Below are 21,777 nucleotides of genomic sequence, written 5' to 3'. Positions count from 1 at the left end.
ATTTTTATTCCTCTTCCATCCATTCTTTTCCCTTTGTCGCATCGGCCAAATGCCGGTAGGCGTTCTCAACCATCACAATAGCATCATCCACAATTACACCTATAGATAGCGCGATACCGGTAAGCGACATGATGTTGGAGGAAATGCCGAAGGCGTTTAGCAGGATAAACCCAATGGCTACCGAAAGCGGCAATTGGATTAGGATAACCAGGGCACTACGCCAGTGGAACAGGAAAAGGAATACGATCACAGAGGCCACCAGCATCTCTTCGATCAGGGTTTTCTTGATGGAGTCTACCGATTCGTTGATCAGGCCGCTGCGGTCGTACACAATGTTGAATTTCATGCCGTCGGGTAAGCCTTTGGCCACTTCTTCCATCTTCACCTTCACGTTGTCGATCACCTCGTCGGCGTTCTCGCCATAGCGCATCACCACAATACCACCAACTGCTTCTCCTTCGCCGTTCAGGTCAAAAATGCCCAGGCGGCTTTCTCCTGTCATCTGCACGGTGGCCACATCTTTTATGCGAACCGGAATAGTGTTATTGGTAGCTACGGCAATGTTTTCGATCTCTTCCGCCGACTGTAGATAGCCGGTCGTTTTAATGATGTACCCGATATCGGAGAGCTCGAATTTGCGGCCGCCGCCTTCGTTGTTATTTGCCCGCACAGACTGGATAACCTGCGGAACAGAGAGATTATAGTAGGTGAGTTTATTTGGGTCCAGCGTGATCTCGTATTGCTTCTGGAAGCCGCCGAAAGAGGCTACTTCACTCACGCCTTTCACATTTTGCAGCGCAAATTTTACGTACCAGTCCTGAACGGCGCGTTGCTCGCCCAGGTCCATGCCGGGAGCATCCAGGGTGTACCAGAGAATGTGGCCTACACCGGTTCCGTCCGGGCCAAGGGTAGGCGCAACACCTTCTGGCAGCATGTTGCCTACCGAGCTCAGGCGCTCCAGCACGCGTTCGCGGGCCCAGTACACATCGGTCTCGTCTTCAAAAATAACGTAGATAAAGCTCATCCCGAACATGGAGCTCCCGCGCACATATTTTACATCGGGCAGACCCTGCAAGTTGGTAACAAGCGGGTAGGTGATCTGGTCTTCGATGATCTGGGGGCTGCGGCCCATCCATTCTGTAAAAACAATTACCTGGTTCTCCGACAAATCGGGAATGGCATCCACCTTATTTGTTTGTACAGCATATAAGCCCCAGCCGAAAAGCGCAGCCGAAATGAGCAGCACAACATAACGGTTACGGAGCGAGAGAGAAATTAATTTCGCAATCATGTATGTATAAAATAACCTTAACAGGAAATACAGAAGCTGCCGGAATGCAGCGGAAAAGGAAAGATGCCGGAACTATAAACTATAGTTGTGGGGAAGTATGCGTCCTAACGAAAAGGACACAGCTACGCCAACTATAGCCTGGCATCGTACTACTGTAGGGTTATAGCAGAAAGGATTGCACCAGCACCGGTATGTCGCGGACGACGGGTGGCGAGGTGTAAAGGGCGTAAGCGGGTTTTAATGAAACTTCGGGGAAGTACAGCTGCAGGAACACGGCCTGAACGATAGCTGCAAATTTGAAGTCGGGAAGTTTGGTGAGTTGGAGTGCTTCGGTGTCGGTGGCTACATCGTGGCGCTCAATTACCAGTTGGTGGTCATCACAGCAATCGTCTTTGTCCTGTGGTGCTTTAGGTTTGTGGCAGGACGGAAGTGCTTCTTTCTGCTTTTCCATCGGGCACTCAGCGGCATTACCAAAAAAGCTCAGGTCACGGATATCGCCGGCACAAAAGTGCAGCCCCACCGATAAGCCTGTAGAGGTTACAAGCACCAGCAGTGTCAGCGTCAGTAAGATTATCCGTTTTACGAGTTTCATGCTCTGCAATAATACCTTACAAAGGTAGTACGAAAGTAAAGAGAGAGTTTACACTTTTACCTAAAAGTTTTACAGATTTAGCCCGTCGGCCGGAAAAGCAGGCTGTACGGCCGCCAATTTACGATGAAAGGCCAGTGCCCCAACTATAGTTCAACCATTCCGGAGCTATAAAAAAGCCTGCCCGTTCTAAAACAGGCAGGCTTGCTATCGTTTATTTCCAGCTCATGTTGCCGCGGCCGCCGCTTATGCGGTAGCCATCCTTGTCGCGTGGCCAGATGTTGGCGTCGTTCTTCAGCACAATGGGTTGTGCCGCGTCGGAGGGTACAATGGCCACGGCCGTATAGTAAGAGTTCTCAAATGTTTTATAGGTCCATACGGCAATGTGTTTTCCGTCCGGCGACCAGGTTGTAAAGCTCTCTTCGTTATCGTTGTCAGAGGCTGTCAGCTGTTTCAGGTTAGACCCGTCAATGTTCATGGTCCAGATGTGCTTGTTCAGCATAAAGGCAACGCGCTTGCCGTCGGGGCTTACGGATGGCAACAGCGGCGTAGGGTTTGCCAGTTGCGGGTTGATGTTGGTTAACGTGGCCGTGGTTCCGTTTATAGTGGCAATGTACAAACCTGCTTTGGCAGATGGCGTGCTCGGTACATAGCCATCCGAAGAATGGTCGCCGGCCACTACCAGGCGGCCATCCGGCAGCCATACAGCGCTGTACATATCCGGAATGCCGGCAATATAGTTGCCCTGCAGGTCCACGATCACGGTGCCACGCTTCACCGGGTATTTGGAGGGTTCATATACTTTGTTGTGGGTAAAAGCGATCATAGTGCCATCCGGGGAAAGCTGTGGCGAATACACGGCAGTGGTCTCCCTGGCATCGTACACCACAGTTTTTTGTGAGCTGCTGGCATTGGTCATTTCCAGGCGCTCAAACACGCTGGAAGTGTGCAGAGTGGAGCCATTTGGCATGCGGTTGGGCATACGGCCGGTAAAAAGTTCGGGGTCTGCTTTGGAAGAAAAATCATACTCGCGCACCGATGACGACCAGTCGTGGATCAGCTTTCCGCTCCAGCCATTATTACCGCCGCCCGGGCCATCGCTGTCTTTGCTGCATCCGGAGAGTACCAGCGCACCGGATAAGGCCAGCACCGAAAGTAACGCATTGAGTTTAGAGAACATACATCTGTTTTTTAGGGTGAAACTATAGGTGTAAAGAAGCAGCTAAAAATACATACTAAAAATGATATATATAATTTTTAGCTAAAAAAGTTTCAGATTTCGGATGTCAGGTTGTGGCCGGCGAGACGAGCTATAGTTCAGGTAGCTATAGTTGTAGCTGGTGAATTTTGAGTGGAAGTACTATTTGCCCGGTTCGTGTACATCTTCTTCTTCCACTTTCTGGGCATCCATTTTTTCCTCGGCCCATTCCAGGTCTTCTGTGTCGGCTTCCAGGCCCTGTTGGTCGGCCCCGTAGGGTTTATCGTACAGTAGCTCTACCAGCATCGGGAAATGATCGGAACCAAAATAAGGCATGCGCTTGATACCGATAAGCGTGAAGTGCTCGCTATGAAAAAGGTGATCCAAGGGCCAGCGCGCAAAAAAGAATTTAGCATGAAAGGTATTGAACATGCCACGCCCGATGCGCGGATCGAGCAGGCCGCTTATCTTCCGGAAAAGGCGCGTTGTCTCAGACCAGGCCACATCGTTCAGGTCGCCGGTAACTATAATGGGCACGTTCTCATCCGAAACACTCTTGGCCACGACCAGCAGCTCGGCATCCCGCTCCGATGATTTCAGGTTTTCGGTGGGGCTGGGCGGTGCCGGATGCAGAAAATGGACCCGTACTTTAATACCCGACCGCAGCACCACCAGCGCATGCATGGAAGGCACATCGGGCTCTACCAGGAACTGGATAGCCGTGTCTTCGAGGGGTAGCAACGAGTATACATGCATGCCATAGCGGTTATCCAGCGGGCATTTTATAGTATAACTATAGTTGGTCTCCAACACCGCCAGTTGCTCTTCCCACCACTTGTCGGTTTCGAGGGTAACCAGTACATCCGGCTTGTATTTGTTCACTATTTTTAGCAGCCCGGCAGCGTTACGGTTCGGGGTCAGTACATTGGCTGTCAGGATGCTGAGCTGGTTACTGGGGTCGCGGTGGCGGGCCTTTTTTACTTCGGTGGGGTATAGTTGCGTGTACGGTATGATCCAGCCGCCATGGTAACTTAAGCTGCCCACCGCTATGCCAGCCATCACCCAACTGCCGATTTCCAAAAAGTTAAAGAAAAACAGCTCGGCCAGCAGCATGCCCAGCGCCAGCAGCATAAACTGGAAACGCGGGAAATCGAGCCCACGCACCCACCAGGCATCGTTGCGCCACAACGGAAGCAGGGTAACGTACGCCAGAAAATAAGTAAGCACTGTCAGAACCTTCGCCATTACCAAGCTATACTTTCAGAAAAACGAAGGGTTTGCTTTTAGTGGCTATAGTTTAAAAGATAGTGCTGCAGCTATAGTTTGAGAACTTAAAAATCCTGCCCGAGCGAGATGCGTCCAACGTTTTTCAGGTCGTTCAGGTCTTTGTAGAGTTGCTTCACATGCAGTCCTGTCGGCACGTATACATACAGTTTTATAGTGGTATGCTGCCTGTTTTTAGACTGCACAATGTTGATGTTGTTGGTAATGATATCGTGATGCTCCAGGATGCCCAGTATTTTGCTTGTTTCTATTTTAGACGACTCGTAAGTAATCTTCAGGGTTTTGAGCATACCGGTGTTCAGGTAGCGTTTGCCTACTTTATCGAGCACAGCCAGTACAAACAGCAGTACTATAGTTACTACGGTGGCTGCCCCGTACATGCCTACCCCTACTGCCAGACCCACTGCCGCCACCGCCCAGATAGTTGCCGCCGTAGTTAGCCCATGCGTGTTGCCTCCCAGCCTGAAAATAGCGCCCGCACCCAGAAAGCCAATACCCGAAACAACCTGCGCAGCAAGCCGGGCCGGGTCTACGTTGCGGTATTCTGAAAATGTCTGGGGTATGTACACCGAAATGAGCATAAGCAGGCAGGCTCCTACGGCAATCACAATATGGGTGCGCAGCCCCGCCTGCTGCCTGCGCTTTTCACGCTCCCAGCCCAACAATCCGCCCAGCACAGCGCTTAGCAGCACTCTGATAATGACATTGCCCAGGGTAACTTCGTGTGAGTCGAATAAGATCAGGTCCATCGTGTAAGGGTAACTATAGCCGGAAAGCGGGTCCGGCTAAGGGGTTGTGTACTATAAAATTTCAGGGATAGTGGCCGTGCTGGAATAAGCGATCAGGCTTACAGGCTATACTTTGCCGGGTATAAAAAGTTGCTGCAGCACTGGCGACTGCAGTGAATTGCTGCATAATTTATAAGCTGGTGTTTTGTACTTTTGCGGTCGCTTTTTTGGCTGGCAGGGGAGCGGTTTGATTTTGGAAGCAGATTATATGAGTTTAAAGAAACCAGCGCATGGGTACATGGTGCAGCTGGATGGTCTTCGGGCAATTGCCGTTATCATCGTTATACTTTTTCACTGGACACCCGAGGTAAAACAGACTGGTTTAGGCGGGCTGGGCGTGCAGCTTTTTTTTGTGCTGAGCGGTTACCTGATTACGGGAATTCTGCTGAGTGCCCGCACAAAAGCCGAAGCGCTTGGAGCCGGTAACTGGCAGATCCTGAAAAGCTTTTACGCACGCCGCTTCCTGCGCATCTTTCCGCCTTACTACCTGACTATAGCTGTAACGGCAGCCCTGGGAGCCTACAATGTTCTGGAACACCTGCCCTGGCACCTGACCTACCTCACTAACTTCGCTATTTTTATGGAGGGCAGCTGGATAGGAGAGGCGTCGCATTTGTGGTCGCTGGCGGTGGAAGAACAGTTTTACCTGCTATGGCCCTTTGTGATACTTTTTACGCCGCGTCGCTACCTTACCCTTACTATAGTTGGTTTCATCGTGCTGGCTCCTGTCTTTAAGCTGACCTGTTTGTTCCTGGATATTGGCGGCAGCCGGCTGGGAGTGTTGCCTGTCAGTTCGTTTCATTACCTGGGGGCGGGCGCTATACTGGCCCTGCTCCAGAAAAGCAGGAAATTTACAAGCGATGCCAGCTGGCGACAGGCACTGGCTGCGCGTGTGCAGTGGGCAGGTATAGTGGGATTGGCCGTTTTTGCAGTGCTGCAGTTCTTTCCGGGACTTTTAGGCTGGCATGTGGCTATGCCTATAGTTCAGGAGTTTGCCGTGATCTGTTTGTTTACGAGCCTGACGATGGGCGCAGCGCAGGGCTTTAAGGGCCTGGGCGGAAGCTTGCTGGCATCCAAACCAATGGTGTATATCGGGCAGATCAGCTATGGCCTGTACCTGTTCCACAACTTTGTGCCTTATTTTGTGAACAAAGCGTTGCGTGCGTTCAAGTTAGCAGGCGCGCTTTCTACCGGGCAAATGCTGCTGGTGTATGGTGTGGTTTTGTTCGTGCTGAGTGCACTTAGCTGGCACATTTTCGAGCGCAGGCTGAACAAATACAAAGATCACTTCCCGTATGTAAAGCAAACTCCGGAAACTCTGGCAGTGAAATAATACTTTGTGCCTTTAGCCTGCTCCTTCGCGCCCCTCGCGTTTAAATTTAACCGCAAAGGACGCAGAGGTTTTCGCAAAGCTCGCTATGAAACTATAGCTATTTCTGCCTAAGTCGCATCGCCCGGAGCTACTGCACCAGATACACACAAAACGTATTAAAAAGTAAAAGGCCCTTCCGCTGTTCTGCAGAAGGGCCTTTTTCGTAGGTTCTATAGTTCCCGGGGTTTATAGTAGCCTTGTTTGGACTGCGGGCCTATCCACCCTAAATGTGTGTGTTTAAAGTGGTCGTTGTATTTCAGGCCGTAGCCCAGTGCCCTGTCCATGGCGCTGTGGCCGAAAAGCAGCAGGCCGGCAAACTGCAGGTAGGTATCTCCCAAATACAGCCCCACCAACCCGACAACTATAGCCACGCCCTGATGATGGAACAGGTTATAGACCCACGCGCCAGCTTTACTTCCAAACAAATAGCCCAGCATGCCAAGGTCCGGGGCCAGCAGCAGCGCAAAGAACAGCCACCACTCAAAGCCAAGGTATAAGGTGCCTGCATACGCAAGTACAAGCTTTGCCAGGTCCTCCAGTTTCAATAATATCTTCATGTTATTAATCATTACTAATTCGTCATTATTCATTATTTCACCACCGCTTCCATCACTGATACTGCCGAGGCACCGAAGTATCCGATAGCACCACCGGAGATGTTGGTCGGAGCGTTGGCTGGCGTGCTCTCAAAAGGGCCGCCGGTAGAGTTTTGCTGGTTTACGAGGGCGTACCAGAAATTATAAGCCGGTTTGTCGATACTCATAAGTTCTACGCGCAGGTGGTCGCCTTTCTGGATGGTAAAGCCCATGTTGGCGTGGCCGTAGCTACCGTCGTATAATTCGTCGTTCAGTACTGCCAGCTCGTCCGGGTCCAGAGCGCCGTTCACGTACACATTCCATCTATAGTTGTTGCCTTTCCCTGCCGGGTCCGCAAAGTGGATGATCGGGTAATAGCCTTCGTCTTCCATGTGCGTTTTCGGCTGGTACTCAAAGGTCAGCGAATCTATAGTTGACACAGTAGGCATATAGCTTTGGGCCGTGTAGGTTTTGCCATCTACCACCACTTGCAGGTAATAGGTATAGCCGGGCGTGCCCTGCAGCGTTTTGGTCTGGTACAGGCCATCGCCGGTCGGTTCCAGTGTTTCGGCGTTGCCGTGGTTATCGGATATGGTAACTATAGCACCATTCACGCCGGGTGTACGGCCTTCTTCCAAGTACCCTTTGGTGTTGGAAAGGCGCACGGTGTAAGGCCCCGCCTGGTCTGTAATAAGTCCTTCCACTACCAGTTTGGTGTCGGCGTTGCGGAGTTCATAGTCTATCACTTCCTCGCAGCTGTATAAGCTCAGCGTGAGCATGGCCAGCAGGTATAAAAATATCTTTTTCATAGTAGCAAATGTGCTTATAGTTTAAAACTTGAAGTTGTAAGTAAGCGATGGCAGCAGGCCGAATAAATAGGTTTTCACAGCTTCGGTTTTGGTCTTGTCATCTTCGCTCTCCCGGAAATAAATAGAGAAAGCGTTTTTGCGGGCATAGGCGTTGTAAACACTCAGGGTCCAGGAGCCGCTGTATTTTTTAAATTCGTTGCGCGGCTTCTCGTAAGTGGCCGACAGGTCCAGGCGGTGATAAGCCGGCAGGCGGTAACCGTTGCGCTCGGAATAAACCGGGTAGGTTTTGCCGTTATACTCGTAGCGGCCAACCGGCATGGTAATGGCGCCGCCGGTGCTGTAGGTCCAGTTGGCTCCTAAATTAATACTTGGGCTGAAACTATAGTTTAGCACCAGGTTACCGGAATGCCTGCGGTCGTGGCGCGGGGCATAGGCATTGCCATCGTTAATCCCCGGTACGGTGCGTTCGGTTTTAGATAAGGTATAACTTACCCAACCGGTGAGCAGTCCTTTCTGTTTGCGCAGGTAAAACTCCGCGCCATAGGCTTCGCCGGTGCCGCGCAGCAGTTCAGTTTCCAGGCGCTCGTTCAGGAATATTTCCGCATAGTCTTTGTAATCGATCTGGTTGTCCATCCACTTATAGTACACTTCCACCGATCCTTCAAACATGTTGTCAGCAAAGTTGCGGAAATAACCCACAGCCACCTGGTCGGCAAGCTGCGGCTTTACATAGGTGCTGCTCGGTATCCAGACATCAAAAGGCATAGCCGAGGTAGAGTTGGAAACCTGGTGCAGGTACTGCAGCGTGCGGTTATAAGAGGCTTTCACAGCGCTTGCATCCGTTAGTTCATACTTAGCGGCGATGCGCGGCTCCAGTCCGTGGTAGCTTTTTATCTTCTCAAAGCGGCTATAGTTTACGGTATCAATCGGTGTTTCAAAATCCTCATCATACAGGTACACTTTGCCCGGACCCATGTTGGTGAAGCTGGAGAAGCGCAGGCCGTAATCTATAGTTAGTTTATCTGTGATCTGGTGCTCGTTGCTCAGGTAAAGGGCTGTTTCCAGAGCGCTGGTCGAGTTCAGTTTCAGCTCGTTTACATATGATTTTTCGCCCGGCTTCACTTCGGCTGGCATAAAGTTGTGGTAGGTAAGGTGCAGGCCAAAGCGCAGCTGGTTTTTCGGGTTCAGGAAGTAGGTATAGTCGTTTTTGATGCCGTAATCCTTGATATGCGATTTCCAGGTAAATTCTGATTCTTCTTCTTTAGAGCCCAATGCATAATCAAAATCAGAGAAGATGAAGGTGGTGTTGGAGAACAGGCGGTCGGAGAACAGGTGGTTCCAGCGCACGGTGGCGGTGGCGTTGCCCCAGTTCATCATAAACTCTTTGGTTGCAGCCACATCGCGGCCAAAGTAACCCGATACAAACAGGCGGTTTTTCTCATTCAGGGTATAGTTTACCTTGGCGTTCAGGTCGTAAAAGTACAGGTCGTTGCCTTTAATGTCTTCGTCGCTGCTCAGGCCAAAAAACATATCGGCATAGGTGCGACGACCCGACAGGATAAACGAGCTTTTATCTTTCACGATAGGGGCTTCCACGGTCAGGCGGCTGGCTATAGTTCCGATACCACCGGACACTTCCATTTTCTGGTTGTTGCCTTCCTTCATCCGGATGTCGAGCAGGGAAGATAAGCGGCCGCCGTGCTGCGCCGGAATGCCGCCTTTGTAGAGCTGCACATCTTTTATGGCATCAGCATTGAACACCGAAAAGAAACCCATCAGGTGCGAGGCATTGTACACCGGCGCTTCGTCCAGCAGAATCAGGTTCTGGTCGGCACCGCCGCCGCGCACGTAAAAGCCCGAAGTGCCTTCGCCGGCATTCTGCACGCCCGGCATCAGCTGTATCGCCTTTATCACGTCCACTTCCCCCAGCAGGGCAGGCATGTTCTTTATCTCGGCCACCTGCATTTTCAGGGTGCTCATTTCCATGCTCTTTACGTTGGTGTCTTCCTTGCGCGAGGTTACCACAACTTCCTGCAGCGTGGTGTTGTTCTGCTCCAGTTGCATGTCCAGTTTCTGGCTGCCGGTTAGCTGTAGTTGCCTGGAGCTGGTTACATAACCCAGGTAGTTGTAGTGGATGGTATAAGTGCCTTTGGGCAGCGTGAGCGAGTAAAACCCATACTCGTTGGTAATTACGCCGGTGCCAGGCAGCTCCTGTACACTTACCGAAGAACCGATCAGTCCTTCGCCGGTGGCTTTGTCTTTTACGTAACCGCTCAGGGTTACTTTTTCCTGTGCCACGCTGTTTGCCAATACGCAAAGAAACAGCAGCACTGTCATCAGATACTTCATCATAGTTTTATTGTAGAATGTAGGTATATGCGTGCAAATGTGTTTCTGAAACACAGCGCAAAATTAGGCTAACCTGTTGGGGTAGCTTTTATATAATTCCTGTAAGTTTTTATAGATATTGCCGAAGCAGCAGGGCAGAGGGATTGCCTATAGTTGTAGCGGGTGGCGATATGCCGGTATAGTTGTCATTCCTTTTTTCATGGTTTTATAGTGTAGATTTCAGGTCGGGTGTTCCGGCTATAGTTTCTTATTTCCGAAAGCGGGCGCAAAAGTACGGATTATTTTATACTTGCCTAAGCCGGTTGTATTATCTGAATGTTAATTTATACCAGCACTACCTTTAAGGGGATGAACACTGTAAATCTGAAGATGAACTATAACCAGCTGACTGACAGGTTTGAACAGTTGTAAGAGGTTGATTTACCCGAACTGCAGGCAAAAAGATGTGCCTTTGCCTTCTCTTCCTTCGCTCGCTTCCCACGAGTGTGCGTTATTTAGTGGTGTCTCGCCACTTGTACCTTAGGCACAGGTTAAAGCGGCCAGAGTCCGCAGGTAACTCACACTCGCGGGACGCGAGCGAGGGCGCTAAAAGCAGAATTCAGCAGAAAGAAACTCCCCCCTCAGAGGGGGACAGTGTTGGGTTAACTCAATTATAGTATTGCTAAACTATAGCTCTAACTAAACCGCAAAGCAAAAGACGTTCCCGCACCTTCCTCAGACTGCACCTGGATAGACCCGCGGTGGAGCAGTATAATCTGTTTGCACAAGCTCAGGCCAATGCCGGTGCCGTTCTTTTTGGTACTGAAAAACGGGATAAAGATCTTCTCCTGCACTTCCCGGGACATACCGGTTCCGTTATCCGACACCTTGATCACGGTTTTGTCTTCGGCATCGGTAAACGCAGAAAGGACGATCTCAGCAGCCGGGTTCTCCTTTACAGCTTCTATGGCATTTACCAGCAGGTTAATCAACACCTGTTCCAGTAAGTTGGGGTCGGCTTTGAGGGAGATCTGAGGATTTTTGAGCTGGATGCGGAGCTGTATGTTTTTCTGGTCAAACGTAGGCTGCATCAGGCGCTGCAGGTTATGGAAAAGGTCCTGCACATATACGGTCTCCTGGTTAAGCGTAGTGATCTTGCTCAGGTTGCGGTAAGTCTCGGCGAAGCGTAGCAAACCCTGGCTCCGGCGTTTTATCGTTTCCACACCCACTTCCAGATCATCCACATCGTCCTGGGTAAGCTCGTCTATAGTTGTCTGGTGCAGGCGGTTTTTCAAGGTGTCAGCTAACGACGAAATGGGAGCCACCGAGTTCATGATCTCGTGCGTCATTACGTTCAGCAGCTTTTGCCAGGCCTGCGATTCGGTCTCGTCCAGGGCTTCGTTCACATTCTGGAAGGCCACTAATTTGTACATGCGGCCAGCGTTCTGGAAAGCAGTTGCCGATAACAGTACTTTAAAAGAAGTTTTCTCTAAGTAGGTGGTATGGGCGGTGGTGATGCGGGTGTGGCCGGGTTGTAGTTTAAGTACTTCCTGGTATAGTGCTTCGTCGCGGTTGGCCAGTGCGTGCACCGTAGATAGGTGCGGCAAATGCAGCAGCTTTTTCAGCGACTCGTTCAGCAATACTACCTGCCCGGTTTCCAGTTCATAGGTCAGGATGCCGGTGTTTACCAGGGCTATTACCTGCTGCAGGTTCTGGAACTGCGATTCCTTTTCCTGGGTGAGCGCTTTAAACGTAGAGTTGATCTCGTTAAAGCCTTTGCGCAACACTTCCAGCTCCACGGGGGCTTGTTGCTCGTTAAAATGCCTGGAAAAATCGCGGTAATGCACTGACTCTACAAACTGGTCGAACTCCTGCTGCGCTTTTTTTACAAACTGTATCAGCTCGTATACCTGGTAAATCACTACCGGCACCAGAAACACCAGCACTTCTGCCATACCATTCACCACAACTATAGCCGGTAAGCTCAGCGATACCAGCAACAGCAGTACCCGGAAGGTCAGGCGGGCTTCAAAGGTTTTAAATATCATATTTCCCTAACCTACGGTATAAGGCGGTGCGGGTAATGCCAAGCTCTTTTGCGGCTTTGGTCAGGTTACCGTTGTGCTTTTCGAGCACGCGGTTTATAGTTGCTTTTTCCAGTTCGCCCAGGTTGGTTTCCTGCACGGCCGGCTCAACTATAGGCGCACTTTCGATAGGTGAGAACAGGATGTCCTGCGCTTCCAGAACGGGTGCATCGGCCATAATTACGGCCCGCTCCATGGCATACTGCAATTCGCGCACATTGCCCGGGTAGTGGTAGTGTAGTAGCTTTTCGGTGGCAGCTTTGGAGAGCTCCGGTACCGGGCGCATGTACTTGGCCGCATACACCTGCATAAAATGGGTAGCCAGCAACAGGATATCATTGCCACGCTTGCGAAGTGGCGGCACGGTAATCTCTACGGTATTAATGCGATAAACCAGGTCTTTCCGGAACCTGTTTTCGTTGGCCAGCTCAGCAAGCGGTACGTTGGTGGCGCACAGCAAGCGCACATCAATATCAACGGGTGTGTTGGCGCCAAGCGGAATTACCTGCCGGTTTTGCAGCACGCTCAGCAATTTGGCCTGTTGGTGCAGCGATATGTTCCCGATCTCGTCCAGGAAAATGGTCCCGCCATGAGCCGCTTCAAAACGGCCGGAGCGGTCTTCGCGAGCATCGGTAAAAGCACCTTTTTTATGGCCAAACAACTCGCTCTCGAACAACGATTCCGTCAGGGCACCTACATCCACTTTTACAAATGGCTTGTCCTTGCGGGCAGATTGCTGGTGAATGGCTTTGGCAATGAGCTCTTTTCCGGTGCCGTTCTCTCCTAAAATCAAAATGTTGGCGTCCGTCGGGGCTACTTTCCGGATCTTGAGCAGAATATCCTGCATCGCTTCCGATTCGCCTAACAGTTCGGGGCCTGCGTTGGATTGGGCTATAGTTCGGGCTGCGCCTTTTTTAGTAGCGCCAGCCGTTTGTAAAGCATCGGTTATAGTTTGCAGCAGCCGTTCGTTATGCCAGGGCTTTACTACAAAATCGTGTGCCCCTTCTTTCAGGGAGCGTATGGCCAGGTCAATGTCGCCATACGCGGTGATCATGATAACCGAAGTATCCGGGCGCAGCGACTTTATTTTCTTCAGCCAGAACAAGCCTTCGTTTCCGGTATTTAAAGCGCTCTTAAAGTTCATGTCCAGCAACACCACATCAAAGCTATAGTTGCTGAGCAACGACTGTATCTGCTCCGGATTTTTCTCGGTAATGATCTCCTTTACCTGGGGCTTCAGCAACAGGCGCACGGCGGTCAGCACATCGGTGTCGTCGTCAACTATAAGTATGGATGCTTTGGATAACTGCATAAGGATACTGCTATGGCAGCTAAATAAACTATAATTATGCCACTAATACAAACCCCTGAATCTGAGCTCCTTTAGCTATAGTTGGCAGCAAGCCAGTGTGCGAATTCGCACGCCTGCCGCACGGTTTTGCACGCCCGAACTATAGGTTTGTTTGTAACTTATTGATTTACAGTAATATTTAATTCTGGCATCAGGTATGTGAGTCTGCTGTTGAGTTGATCTTACCTATGTTAGCCTTAAAACTATGCTGAGAAATTACTTTACCACCGCCTATCGAAACCTGTTCCGGCACAAGGGTTTCACATTCATCAACATTGCCGGCCTTGCCCTTGGCCTTACCGCCTGTCTGCTTATCGGGTTGTTTGTGTACGACGAATTACAGTACGATAAATTTCTGCCCGATGGCGACAGGGTGTACCGCATCTATAACGACCAGCGTGCCGAGGAAGCTGCCGGAGAGATAGCGCCTGTGCCACCAATGTATGCCACCACCCTGAAGCAGAACTTTCCGGAAGTAGAAGAGGCAGTGCGCATACTCATGCTGCAGTTCGAAGCGAATAACCTGGTGGAAGCCGGTGATAAAGTATTATATGAAAATGGCCGTGCTTATGCCGATCCTAACTTCTTTAAAGTATTTCAGCTGCCGTTTAAGTATGGCTCTCCCGAAAAGGCGTTGGATGATCCTTCGTCTATAGTTGTCTCCGATAAATTTGCGCAGCGCGTGTTTGGCGATGTAGATCCTGTGGGAAAAAAAGTAACCGTAAATAAGCTGGTATACATTGTTAGAGGTGTTTTCGACAGTAGTAACAAATTCCATCTGCCCATAAACTTTGTGATACCGATGGATGGTGCCGAACTCCCCCCGGAACGCATGAAGCGCTGGACCTGGCAGCAATTCTATACTTATGTAAAGCTGAAGGAAGGAGCAGATGCGGCCTTTGTGCAGAAAAAGTTTAAGGCCGTTGCCGGCAAACAGACAGATCCGGATTCGAACAAGCCCTTCAACTATAACCCGGTTTTTCAGCCCTTAAGTGATGTATACCTGCACTCGGCAGCTTTTAAGTACGATCAGTCCATCAGGGGGAATATTACCTATGTGCGGGCGCTCAGTATTATTGCGGTGTTTATTCTGCTCATTGCCTGCTTTAACTTCGTGAACCTGGCCACAGCCAAATCCATGCAGCGGGCCAAAGAAGTAGGCGTTCGCAAGGCAATAGGGGCAAGCCGCGCACAGCTTACAGTGCAGTTCTTAGGCGAAACAGTAGTTCTTACCCTGATCAGTGTGGTGTTTGCGGCGGCGCTCACGTCGCTGCTGTTGCCTTCCCTGAATGCCTTTACCGGCAAGGAAATGCAGTTTAACATCTTTACAAACCCGGCTTTGGTGCTATTGCTCATTGGCTTAACTATAGTAGTAGGCATACTGGCAGGCTTATATCCGGCGCTGGTGCTGTCGGGCTTTAAGCCGGTAAAAGTGCTGAAAAGCGCTGTGGTAGTGCAAAGCAGGGTGGGGCGGATACAGTGGCTGCGGCATGTGCTTATTGTAGTGCAGTTTGCCCTGTCAGTTTTCCTGATCATCTGTGCCACCATCGTTTACAAACAGGTAAGTTACCTGCACAACAAGGACCTGGGCTTTAACAAAGAACAGATCCTGTTCTTCCAGATGCGTGGCGATAACATGTTTGCCAACTACGAGACCTTTAAGCAGGAGTTAGGCAAGGTACCGGGAGTAAAAAATGTGTCTATCGGGTATGGTTTTCCGGGAGATGCCACGGCCGGCGATGGTATTATTGTGCCGAAAGATGGGGAACGGGTGCACCATGGCGTAACGCAGCTGATGGTGGATTTCGATTACCTGAATACCCTGAATGTAAAACTGGTGGCAGGACGTGGCTTCTCAAAAGACTATAAAACCGATGCCGACCACGCTTTTATGATCAACGAAACTGCTGTGAAGGAACTGGGCTACGGTACTCCTGAAAATGCCCTGGGTAAACCGCTTATGTGGCAGGTGTGGAACGATTCCAACCCCGATTCGCTGAAAGAAGGAAAGATAATCGGTGTGGTGAGGGATTTCCATTTCAAAAGCCTTTACGACAAAGTAGAGCCGACCGTGCTGCAGATCTTCCCGGGGGCGTACTGGAAAGTGGCCGTAAAAGTAGATGGCACCGATATGGCCAATACACTTGCCCAGGTAAAAGAGGTGTGGGCTAAATTCTCGCCGGATTACCCGCTGGAGTACATTTTTATGGATGACAACTTCGTGAAAATGTATAAAGCAGAAGACAAGCTGAAAACGCTGCTCTGGATATTTACCGGACTTGCCATTTTTGTTGCCTGCCTGGGGCTGTTTGGCCTTGCCGCCTATGCCGCCGAGCGCCGTAAAAAGGAGATAGGCATACGCAAAGTGCTGGGTGCCGAGAACCACACGATAGTTGCCCTGTTATCCAAAGAGTTTTTGCTGCTGGTCATCGTTTCCACCCTGATCGCTTTCCCGTTGGCGTGGTATGCCATGCGCTCCTGGCTGAATGATTTTGCTTACCGCATTGAGCTGAGCTGGTGGGTGTTTATAGCTGCGGGGGTGGTAGCGGCATTGGTTGCTTTTGTTACCATCAGTTTCCAGGCCTTAAAAGCGGCGCGCGCCAACCCGGTAACCAACCTCCGCTTCGATTAAGTGCCGCACCGGATCTGCTTTTGCTGCTTAAAGGTATTTGTCAGATAGTTGACAAGTAGCAGCAGAGTAGAGTTATTGATAAACTATAGCAAGAGCATCAACTATAGTTCTCTTACGCCGCATCAGTTCTGCGTGAGCTGGTGCGGTTCTTTATTTCTGAGCACCACTTATTAACTACAAGAATATGATCAGGCCACAAACTATAGTTTTCAGCAAAACAATACCATAGTGCCTATAGTTATAAACCATACCGGCTGCAGCGCAGCGCTACACAACGGCTGTAGTGGCAAAGCGCCGGTAACAAATCAGATAATCAAGAGAACTATGCAGAACAGAAAATTAGGGAACACAGACCTTTATACTGCGCCCATTGTGTTAGGTGGCAACGTGTTCGGGTGGACGCTCAACGAAAAAGAATCATTTGCCATACTCGATGAGTTTGTGGACCTGGGTTTTAACACCATCGATACGGCCAACGCGTACTCCCGCTGGGCACCCGGCAACCAGGGCGGCGAATCAGAGACTATTATAGGGAAGTGGATGAAAGCCCGCAGCAACCAGGATAAAGTTACTGTGATCACAAAAGTAGGCTCAGACATGGGGCAGGGGCACAAGGATATTTCGGCAAAGCATATTTTACAGGCTGCTGATGACTCGCTGAGACGGCTACAAACGGATGCCATTGATCTGTACCTGACCCACTGGGATGATGATAAAACTCCGGTAGAGGAAACACTGGGAGCCTACCAGCAGTTGATAAAAGCCGGAAAGGTGCGGTATATCGGAGCATCTAACTTATCGCCGGAGCGCCTGCAGGCGTCGTTGGAGGCCAGCAAACAGCAGGGTTTACCACGCTACGAAGTGTTCCAGCCTGAGTACAACCTCTACGACCGCGAAGAATTTGAAAAAGGTATCGGGCCGATCTGTAAGGCAGAAAACCTGGGTGTGATTACGTACTACTCACTGGCAAGCGGCTTTTTATCCGGGAAATACCGCAGCGAGGAAGACCTGGGTAAAAGTGTGCGCGGCGGCGGTGTGAAGAAGTACCTGGATGCGCGTGGTAAAAACATATTAGCGGCGCTGGATGCCCTTGCCGAGGAGCATGGCGTATCTCAGGCGGGCGTGGCGCTGGCCTGGCTGGTGCAGTCGCCCGCAGTAACGGCTCCTATTGCCAGCGCAACCAAAAGTCATCACCTACAGGCGTTCCGGGAGGCAGTAGAGCTCAATCTAAGTCCTGAAGCGATAGCGCAGCTCAACAAGGCATCTGCTTACGAACTATAAACTATACCATTCACTATAAGTCAGATAAGCCTGCTCCCTGTAAAAGGGAGCAGGCTTTTTTTATAGCTATACAGAAACCCGAAGGCTGCTTTCTGCACATAAGAGCGGACTCAGGTAAAATTTTACTAAAAGTCTGTAACAACCTGAAACTATAAACCCGGGAAGCCTTATCTTTAAATCCGTAAATGTGTTGATGGATAGAAGTATGGCTTTTTACAGGATATTTTCCCTTTTCAGAGGGCCGCTGGCTGCAGTTTGTTTATGTATCATCCTCATGTCTTCCTGCCGGGAAGCTGGGAAGGAGGAGCAGCATGGAGCGAATAAAGACGAAAGCAGGCTGGAAAAACAGCAGGTACAGGTACCGGCCTGGTTTACTCCGGACAGCGCCAGAGAGCTAAGTCTGCAGCTCGATTCTATGTTCAGGAAACTGTACCGGCGCAACGGCTTTAACGGTACCGTACTGGTTACCAAATACGATAAGGTGCTGTACAAAGGCGCTTTTGGCTACACCGATTTCAAGGAGAAAGATACCCTGACCACCAGCACTGCTTTTCAGCTGGCCTCAGTATCCAAGCAGTTTACAGCCATGGCTATTATGATGCTGCAGGAGCAGGGCAAACTGCAGTACGACGACAGTGTGCAGCAGTATCTCCCCGAGTTTCCTTATAAAGGCGTGACGATACGGCAGTTGCTTACCCACCGCTCGGGGCTGGGCAACTATACCTATTTCAGCGACGAACTATGGCCCGACCGCAGCAAGCCCATCACCAACCGCGATGTGCTCCAGCTTATGGCTACCCATCAGCCACCCGTCTACTTCCCGCCCAATACCCGCTTCGACTATAGCAATACAGGCTATATGCTGCTGGCAACTATAGTTAGCCGCGTATCGGGTATGCCGTTTGCCACGTTTCTGCAGCAACGCATTTTTAAGCCCCTGCACATGACGCAAACCTTTACCTACAGCAAAAACCTGGCAACGCTTACCGGCAAAATAGCAACCGGGCACACCGGCGGCCGCCGCAAACGCTCCCCCGATTATTTAGATACAGTGCTGGGCGATAAAGGCATTTACTCTACAGTAGAAGATCTGTACAAATGGGACCAGGCGCTGTATACCCAACAACTGGTGAAGCATGAAACCCTGCAGGAAGCATTTACAGGCTCGCGCACAGAGAAACGGAAAGACGAAGATTATGGCTTTGGCTGGCGCATTGTTGAACTGGCGAGCGGCGATACTGCCGTGTACCACGGAGGGCTGTGGCATGGCTACGCCACCTACCTGCTCCGCAACCCCGCCGACCACAGCGCCATCATCGTGTTAAGCAACGTACCCAACGGTAGCATCGGTTTTCTGAAAGAGTTGAAGAAGTTTCTGTACCCGGCTGCTCCTGCAAATGTAGCCGAAGGCAGAAAGACAAAATCAGGTGCTGCAGCCAACCCACGCGGCTAAACCAGGCATTTGCGTTGTATTTTTTACGCCAGCGGTTCTTATTCCCTGTCTCTAAACTATAGCCTTGCTGCCAGCCGGATCTGGTAGCAAGGCTTTTTTGCTTTATCTCCTCACCAAACTATAGTTGCAGGTATTTCTCGGGCCGGCTAAACTATAGGCAAACTATAGTTTGGTAATTAAACAAAAGCAGCCAGAACACAGTATGTGGAGTTAGTAGCCTGTCTGCCTTTAAGCACTGGCGGCAGCGCTTTGTTCTCTTAACCGTATCCGTTTTTTCTGGCCAGATGCGCGTAACACCGGTTTCACGAACTGCGTAAGTCAACACACCAAAAAAATTATATTACTATGTTCTCATATATCTTTCAGGACTGGGAAGCCAACAAAGGAAACCTAAAAGGCAGACTTGTGATGGTGCTTTTCAGGCTGGCCCGACCTGCTTCCCTTAACAGGTTCTTTTATGTGCTGTATCTGCCTTACCTGGCATTTTACAAGCTACTGGTAGAGTGGTTTATGTGCATCGAGCTGCCACACTGGACAACAGTAGGCAAAGGCTTTTACATTGGCCATGGCCAGGCACTGGTTATAAACGGCTGCTCTGTAATTGGTAAAAACTGTTATGTGCGGCACTGCACCACGCTCGGTAACATCAGGCACGCCGACGGCTCTTATTCAGATTCGCCAATACTGGGCGATAACGTGGAACTGGGCTCTAATGTGTGTATCATTGGGGGTGTGCGCATTGGTAACAACGTAAAGATCGGAGCCGGCTCGGTGGTGGTGAAAGACATACCGGATAACTGTATTGCCGTGGGAAACCCCGCCCGTGTGATAAAACGCCTGGATGCTATAGTTCCGGAAGAGCCTGCCAGGCAGCCGGAAGTCTTGGCTCCGACCGTATAGTTGTAGTATTAAAGTAATCTAAGAGTCCAGCCAGGCTCTGAGCGCATTTGCCCTGCTGCTGCTTACAATCACATCGGTACTGGTAACAGGGGTCAGCAGCAGGTTCAGGCGCCCTTTAAAGTATGGCCTGATTTCCTGCACAGCCTGTATGTGTACGATCAGCTGCCGGTTGGTCCTGAAAAAAAGTGCGGGGTCGAGCTGCTCCTCCAACTGGTCGAGGGTCTGATTGATGATAAAGCGTTTGCCCTGCCTGGTAACCAGAAAAACTACCCCATCTTCGGCCATAAAATAGGCAACCTCTTCAACGGGTATCGCTTTTATAGTTTGCCCTGTTTTGGTAAGAAAGCGGGAGCGGTAATGCTGTTTTGGCTGTATGGCCTGTAGCAGTTGCTGCAGGTTACCAAACTCCTGGTGCGGCTGGCGCAGCTGCTCATATTTTTTCAGGGCCAGCGCTACATCCTGCGGATTTATCGGTTTCAGCAGGTAGTCGATACTGTTCACTTTAAAAGCATCAATGGCGTACTGGTTGTAGGCAGTTGTAAAAATAACCGGGCATTTTACCTCCACCTGCCTGAAGATCTCGAAACTGTTCCCGTCTGATAAATGGATGTCGCAGAAAATAAGATCGGGCGCCTGATTAAGAACCAGCCATTCCGCAGCTTCCTGCACTGATCCCAGGGTAGCTAAGATATCCGCTTCCGGTCGCAGCCGCTTCACAAGTATAGCCAGCGCACTTGCTGCCAGTTGCTCGTCTTCAATAATTACTATTTTCATACGCTTCAACGTGTAGGAGTGGCAGCTTAACTATAAATTCGTTTTCTGATTGTTCAATGATCACCTGCCGGTCGGTAAGGTAACTATACCTGCTGAGGATGTTCTGCAAACCAACTTTGTTAGAGGCTGTTTCTTCGAGGCGCGACTGCAGGTTATTCTTTACAACCAGGGTATCGTGGGTAGCGCTTATGTGTATGAGCAGCGGCTTCTGTGTAGTGGAGCCATTGTGTTTGATGGCGTTCTCCAGGAGCATCTGCAGGCTGGTTGGCGGAAGTTCCAGGCGCAGGCAACTATCTGGTATGTCCATGGTAAACTGCACATTATCGCCGAAGCGGGTCTGCATCAGGGAAATATAGGCATTGGCCAGCACCAGTTCCTGTTTCAGGGGTATCAATTGTTTGTCGCCGGTTTGCAGCAGGGCGCGGTATACTTCGGCAAGCTGGCTCAGGAAAGCAGCGGCTTTATCTGCGTCTATATAAATGAGCGAGTGCAGCACGTTCAGGCTATTGAACAGGAAGTGCGGGTTTACCTGGTTTTTCAACGATTCGAGCTGCGTCCGGAAATTTTCTTTCTGCAGCTGCTCAGCCCGCAGGTGCTCGGCCTGCAATTGCTTTATCTTGCGGTCGCGCTCCACAAAGTAGTAGAAGAAAAGCGAAATAATAGCCCCCACCACAAAGCCCAGCCTCACCCTGATCGGAAGAATTTCTGCGCCGGGTAAAAGAATGAAGGTAGGGCCATACACAAACACCAGGCAGAATACCAGGCTGATCAGTATCACACTTGCCCCTTCCAGCGCAGCGGTCATGCGGGGCGGGAGGCTGGGGAAAGGATTCTTGCTGAAGAAAGCAGAGAGCTTGCCATGTGCCCAGAAGGTGAACATCAAAAACAGGAAGACCAGCAGCAACTCGCGTAATACACTCTCCTCAAAAAAGAAGATAGTGCCCAGGTTAATGAACACAAAGGTATAGTAGAACAACAACGCTGTGATGGCAGCAATGATGGCCTGTCTGCTAAATGTTTTATAGTTGTAAGGCATGGGTGGGAGGCTCTGCCAACAGAATTTTGATG

17 protein-coding genes are annotated in these 21,777 nt (G+C 50.4%); 5 read left to right on the top strand and 12 right to left on the bottom strand.

Going from position 1 to position 21,777, the window contains the following annotated elements:
• Window positions 1-4: 4 nt before the first annotated feature.
• The 5 genes from H7F15_RS11480 to H7F15_RS11460 all read right to left on the bottom strand — a co-directional run bounded on the left by H7F15_RS11480 (window position 5) and on the right by H7F15_RS11460 (window position 5,111).
• A complete protein-coding gene (locus H7F15_RS11480) occupies window positions 5-1,291 on the bottom strand; it encodes an efflux RND transporter permease subunit (RefSeq protein WP_185197117.1) in 1,287 nt (428 codons plus the stop codon).
• Between the two features lie 160 nt (window positions 1,292-1,451).
• Window positions 1,452-1,883 carry a hypothetical protein gene (locus H7F15_RS11475; protein ID WP_185197116.1) on the bottom strand — a complete coding sequence of 144 codons (432 nt, stop codon included), beginning with the start codon at window positions 1,881-1,883 and terminating at the stop codon, window positions 1,452-1,454.
• A 211-nt stretch (window positions 1,884-2,094) separates the two neighbouring features.
• Window positions 2,095-3,060 (bottom strand): DPP IV N-terminal domain-containing protein, encoded by a 966-nt coding sequence (locus H7F15_RS11470; RefSeq protein WP_185197115.1) that lies wholly within the window; start codon window positions 3,058-3,060, stop codon window positions 2,095-2,097.
• 180 nt (window positions 3,061-3,240) lie between these two features.
• Window positions 3,241-4,323: an endonuclease/exonuclease/phosphatase family protein gene (locus H7F15_RS11465; protein WP_185197114.1), complete on the bottom strand. Its 1,083-nt coding sequence runs from the start codon at window positions 4,321-4,323 to the stop codon at window positions 3,241-3,243.
• An 86-nt stretch (window positions 4,324-4,409) separates the two neighbouring features.
• Window positions 4,410-5,111: an MgtC/SapB family protein gene (locus H7F15_RS11460; RefSeq protein ID WP_185197113.1), complete on the bottom strand. Its 702-nt coding sequence runs from the start codon at window positions 5,109-5,111 to the stop codon at window positions 4,410-4,412.
• Between the two features lie 247 nt (window positions 5,112-5,358).
• On the opposite strand from H7F15_RS11460, the gene H7F15_RS11455 reads away from it, so the two are divergent.
• Window positions 5,359-6,483 (top strand): acyltransferase, encoded by a 1,125-nt coding sequence (locus H7F15_RS11455; protein WP_185197112.1) that lies wholly within the window; start codon window positions 5,359-5,361, stop codon window positions 6,481-6,483.
• 209 nt (window positions 6,484-6,692) lie between these two features.
• Here H7F15_RS11455 and H7F15_RS11450 read toward each other — a convergent pair whose 3' ends face one another.
• The 5 genes from H7F15_RS11450 to H7F15_RS11430 all read right to left on the bottom strand — a co-directional run bounded on the left by H7F15_RS11450 (window position 6,693) and on the right by H7F15_RS11430 (window position 13,630).
• Window positions 6,693-7,079 (bottom strand): DUF4260 domain-containing protein, encoded by a 387-nt coding sequence (locus H7F15_RS11450; protein ID WP_185197111.1) that lies wholly within the window; start codon window positions 7,077-7,079, stop codon window positions 6,693-6,695.
• Between the two features lie 32 nt (window positions 7,080-7,111).
• A complete protein-coding gene (locus tag H7F15_RS11445) occupies window positions 7,112-7,906 on the bottom strand; it encodes a DUF4249 domain-containing protein (RefSeq protein WP_185197110.1) in 795 nt (264 codons plus the stop codon).
• Window positions 7,907-7,927: 21 nt separating this feature from the next.
• On the bottom strand, window positions 7,928-10,258 hold the full coding sequence (locus tag H7F15_RS11440; RefSeq protein WP_370523684.1) for a TonB-dependent receptor domain-containing protein: 2,331 nt from the start codon (window positions 10,256-10,258) through the stop codon (window positions 7,928-7,930).
• A 671-nt stretch (window positions 10,259-10,929) separates the two neighbouring features.
• A complete protein-coding gene (locus H7F15_RS11435) occupies window positions 10,930-12,282 on the bottom strand; it encodes a PAS domain-containing sensor histidine kinase (RefSeq protein ID WP_185197109.1) in 1,353 nt (450 codons plus the stop codon).
• Window positions 12,272-13,630, bottom strand: a complete 1,359-nt coding sequence (locus H7F15_RS11430) for a sigma-54 dependent transcriptional regulator (RefSeq protein WP_185197108.1) — start codon at window positions 13,628-13,630, stop codon at window positions 12,272-12,274. Before H7F15_RS11430 ends, H7F15_RS11435 begins: the two co-directional genes overlap by 11 nt.
• A gap of 244 nt (window positions 13,631-13,874) precedes the next feature.
• Here H7F15_RS11430 and H7F15_RS11425 point away from each other — a divergent pair, with 244 nt between their 5' ends.
• From H7F15_RS11425 to H7F15_RS11410, 4 genes are all read left to right on the top strand, one after another.
• Window positions 13,875-16,301 carry an ABC transporter permease gene (locus tag H7F15_RS11425; RefSeq protein WP_185197107.1) on the top strand — a complete coding sequence of 809 codons (2,427 nt, stop codon included), beginning with the start codon at window positions 13,875-13,877 and terminating at the stop codon, window positions 16,299-16,301.
• A gap of 324 nt (window positions 16,302-16,625) precedes the next feature.
• On the top strand, window positions 16,626-17,582 hold the full coding sequence (locus H7F15_RS11420; RefSeq protein ID WP_185197106.1) for an aldo/keto reductase: 957 nt from the start codon (window positions 16,626-16,628) through the stop codon (window positions 17,580-17,582).
• Between the two features lie 274 nt (window positions 17,583-17,856).
• Window positions 17,857-19,035 (top strand): serine hydrolase, encoded by a 1,179-nt coding sequence (locus H7F15_RS11415; protein ID WP_185197105.1) that lies wholly within the window; start codon window positions 17,857-17,859, stop codon window positions 19,033-19,035.
• A 345-nt stretch (window positions 19,036-19,380) separates the two neighbouring features.
• Complete coding sequence (locus H7F15_RS11410) at window positions 19,381-19,935, top strand: serine acetyltransferase (protein ID WP_185197104.1); 555 nt, start codon at window positions 19,381-19,383, stop codon at window positions 19,933-19,935.
• Window positions 19,936-19,953: 18 nt separating this feature from the next.
• Here H7F15_RS11410 and H7F15_RS11405 read toward each other — a convergent pair whose 3' ends face one another.
• Together H7F15_RS11405 and H7F15_RS11400 are read right to left on the bottom strand one after the other, a co-directional pair.
• Window positions 19,954-20,709 (bottom strand): LytTR family DNA-binding domain-containing protein, encoded by a 756-nt coding sequence (locus tag H7F15_RS11405; RefSeq protein ID WP_185197103.1) that lies wholly within the window; start codon window positions 20,707-20,709, stop codon window positions 19,954-19,956.
• Window positions 20,690-21,745: a sensor histidine kinase gene (locus H7F15_RS11400; protein WP_185197102.1), complete on the bottom strand. Its 1,056-nt coding sequence runs from the start codon at window positions 21,743-21,745 to the stop codon at window positions 20,690-20,692. The genes H7F15_RS11405 and H7F15_RS11400 overlap by 20 nt, the downstream gene beginning before the upstream one ends.
• Between the last annotated feature and the right edge of the window lie 32 nt (window positions 21,746-21,777).

The organism is Pontibacter sp. Tf4, from assembly GCF_014212495.1.
Taxonomy (GTDB): Bacteria; Bacteroidota; Bacteroidia; order Cytophagales; family Hymenobacteraceae; genus Pontibacter.
Note: the sequence above shows the minus strand (reverse complement) of the source record. Positions and strands in the feature narration are given on the sequence as shown.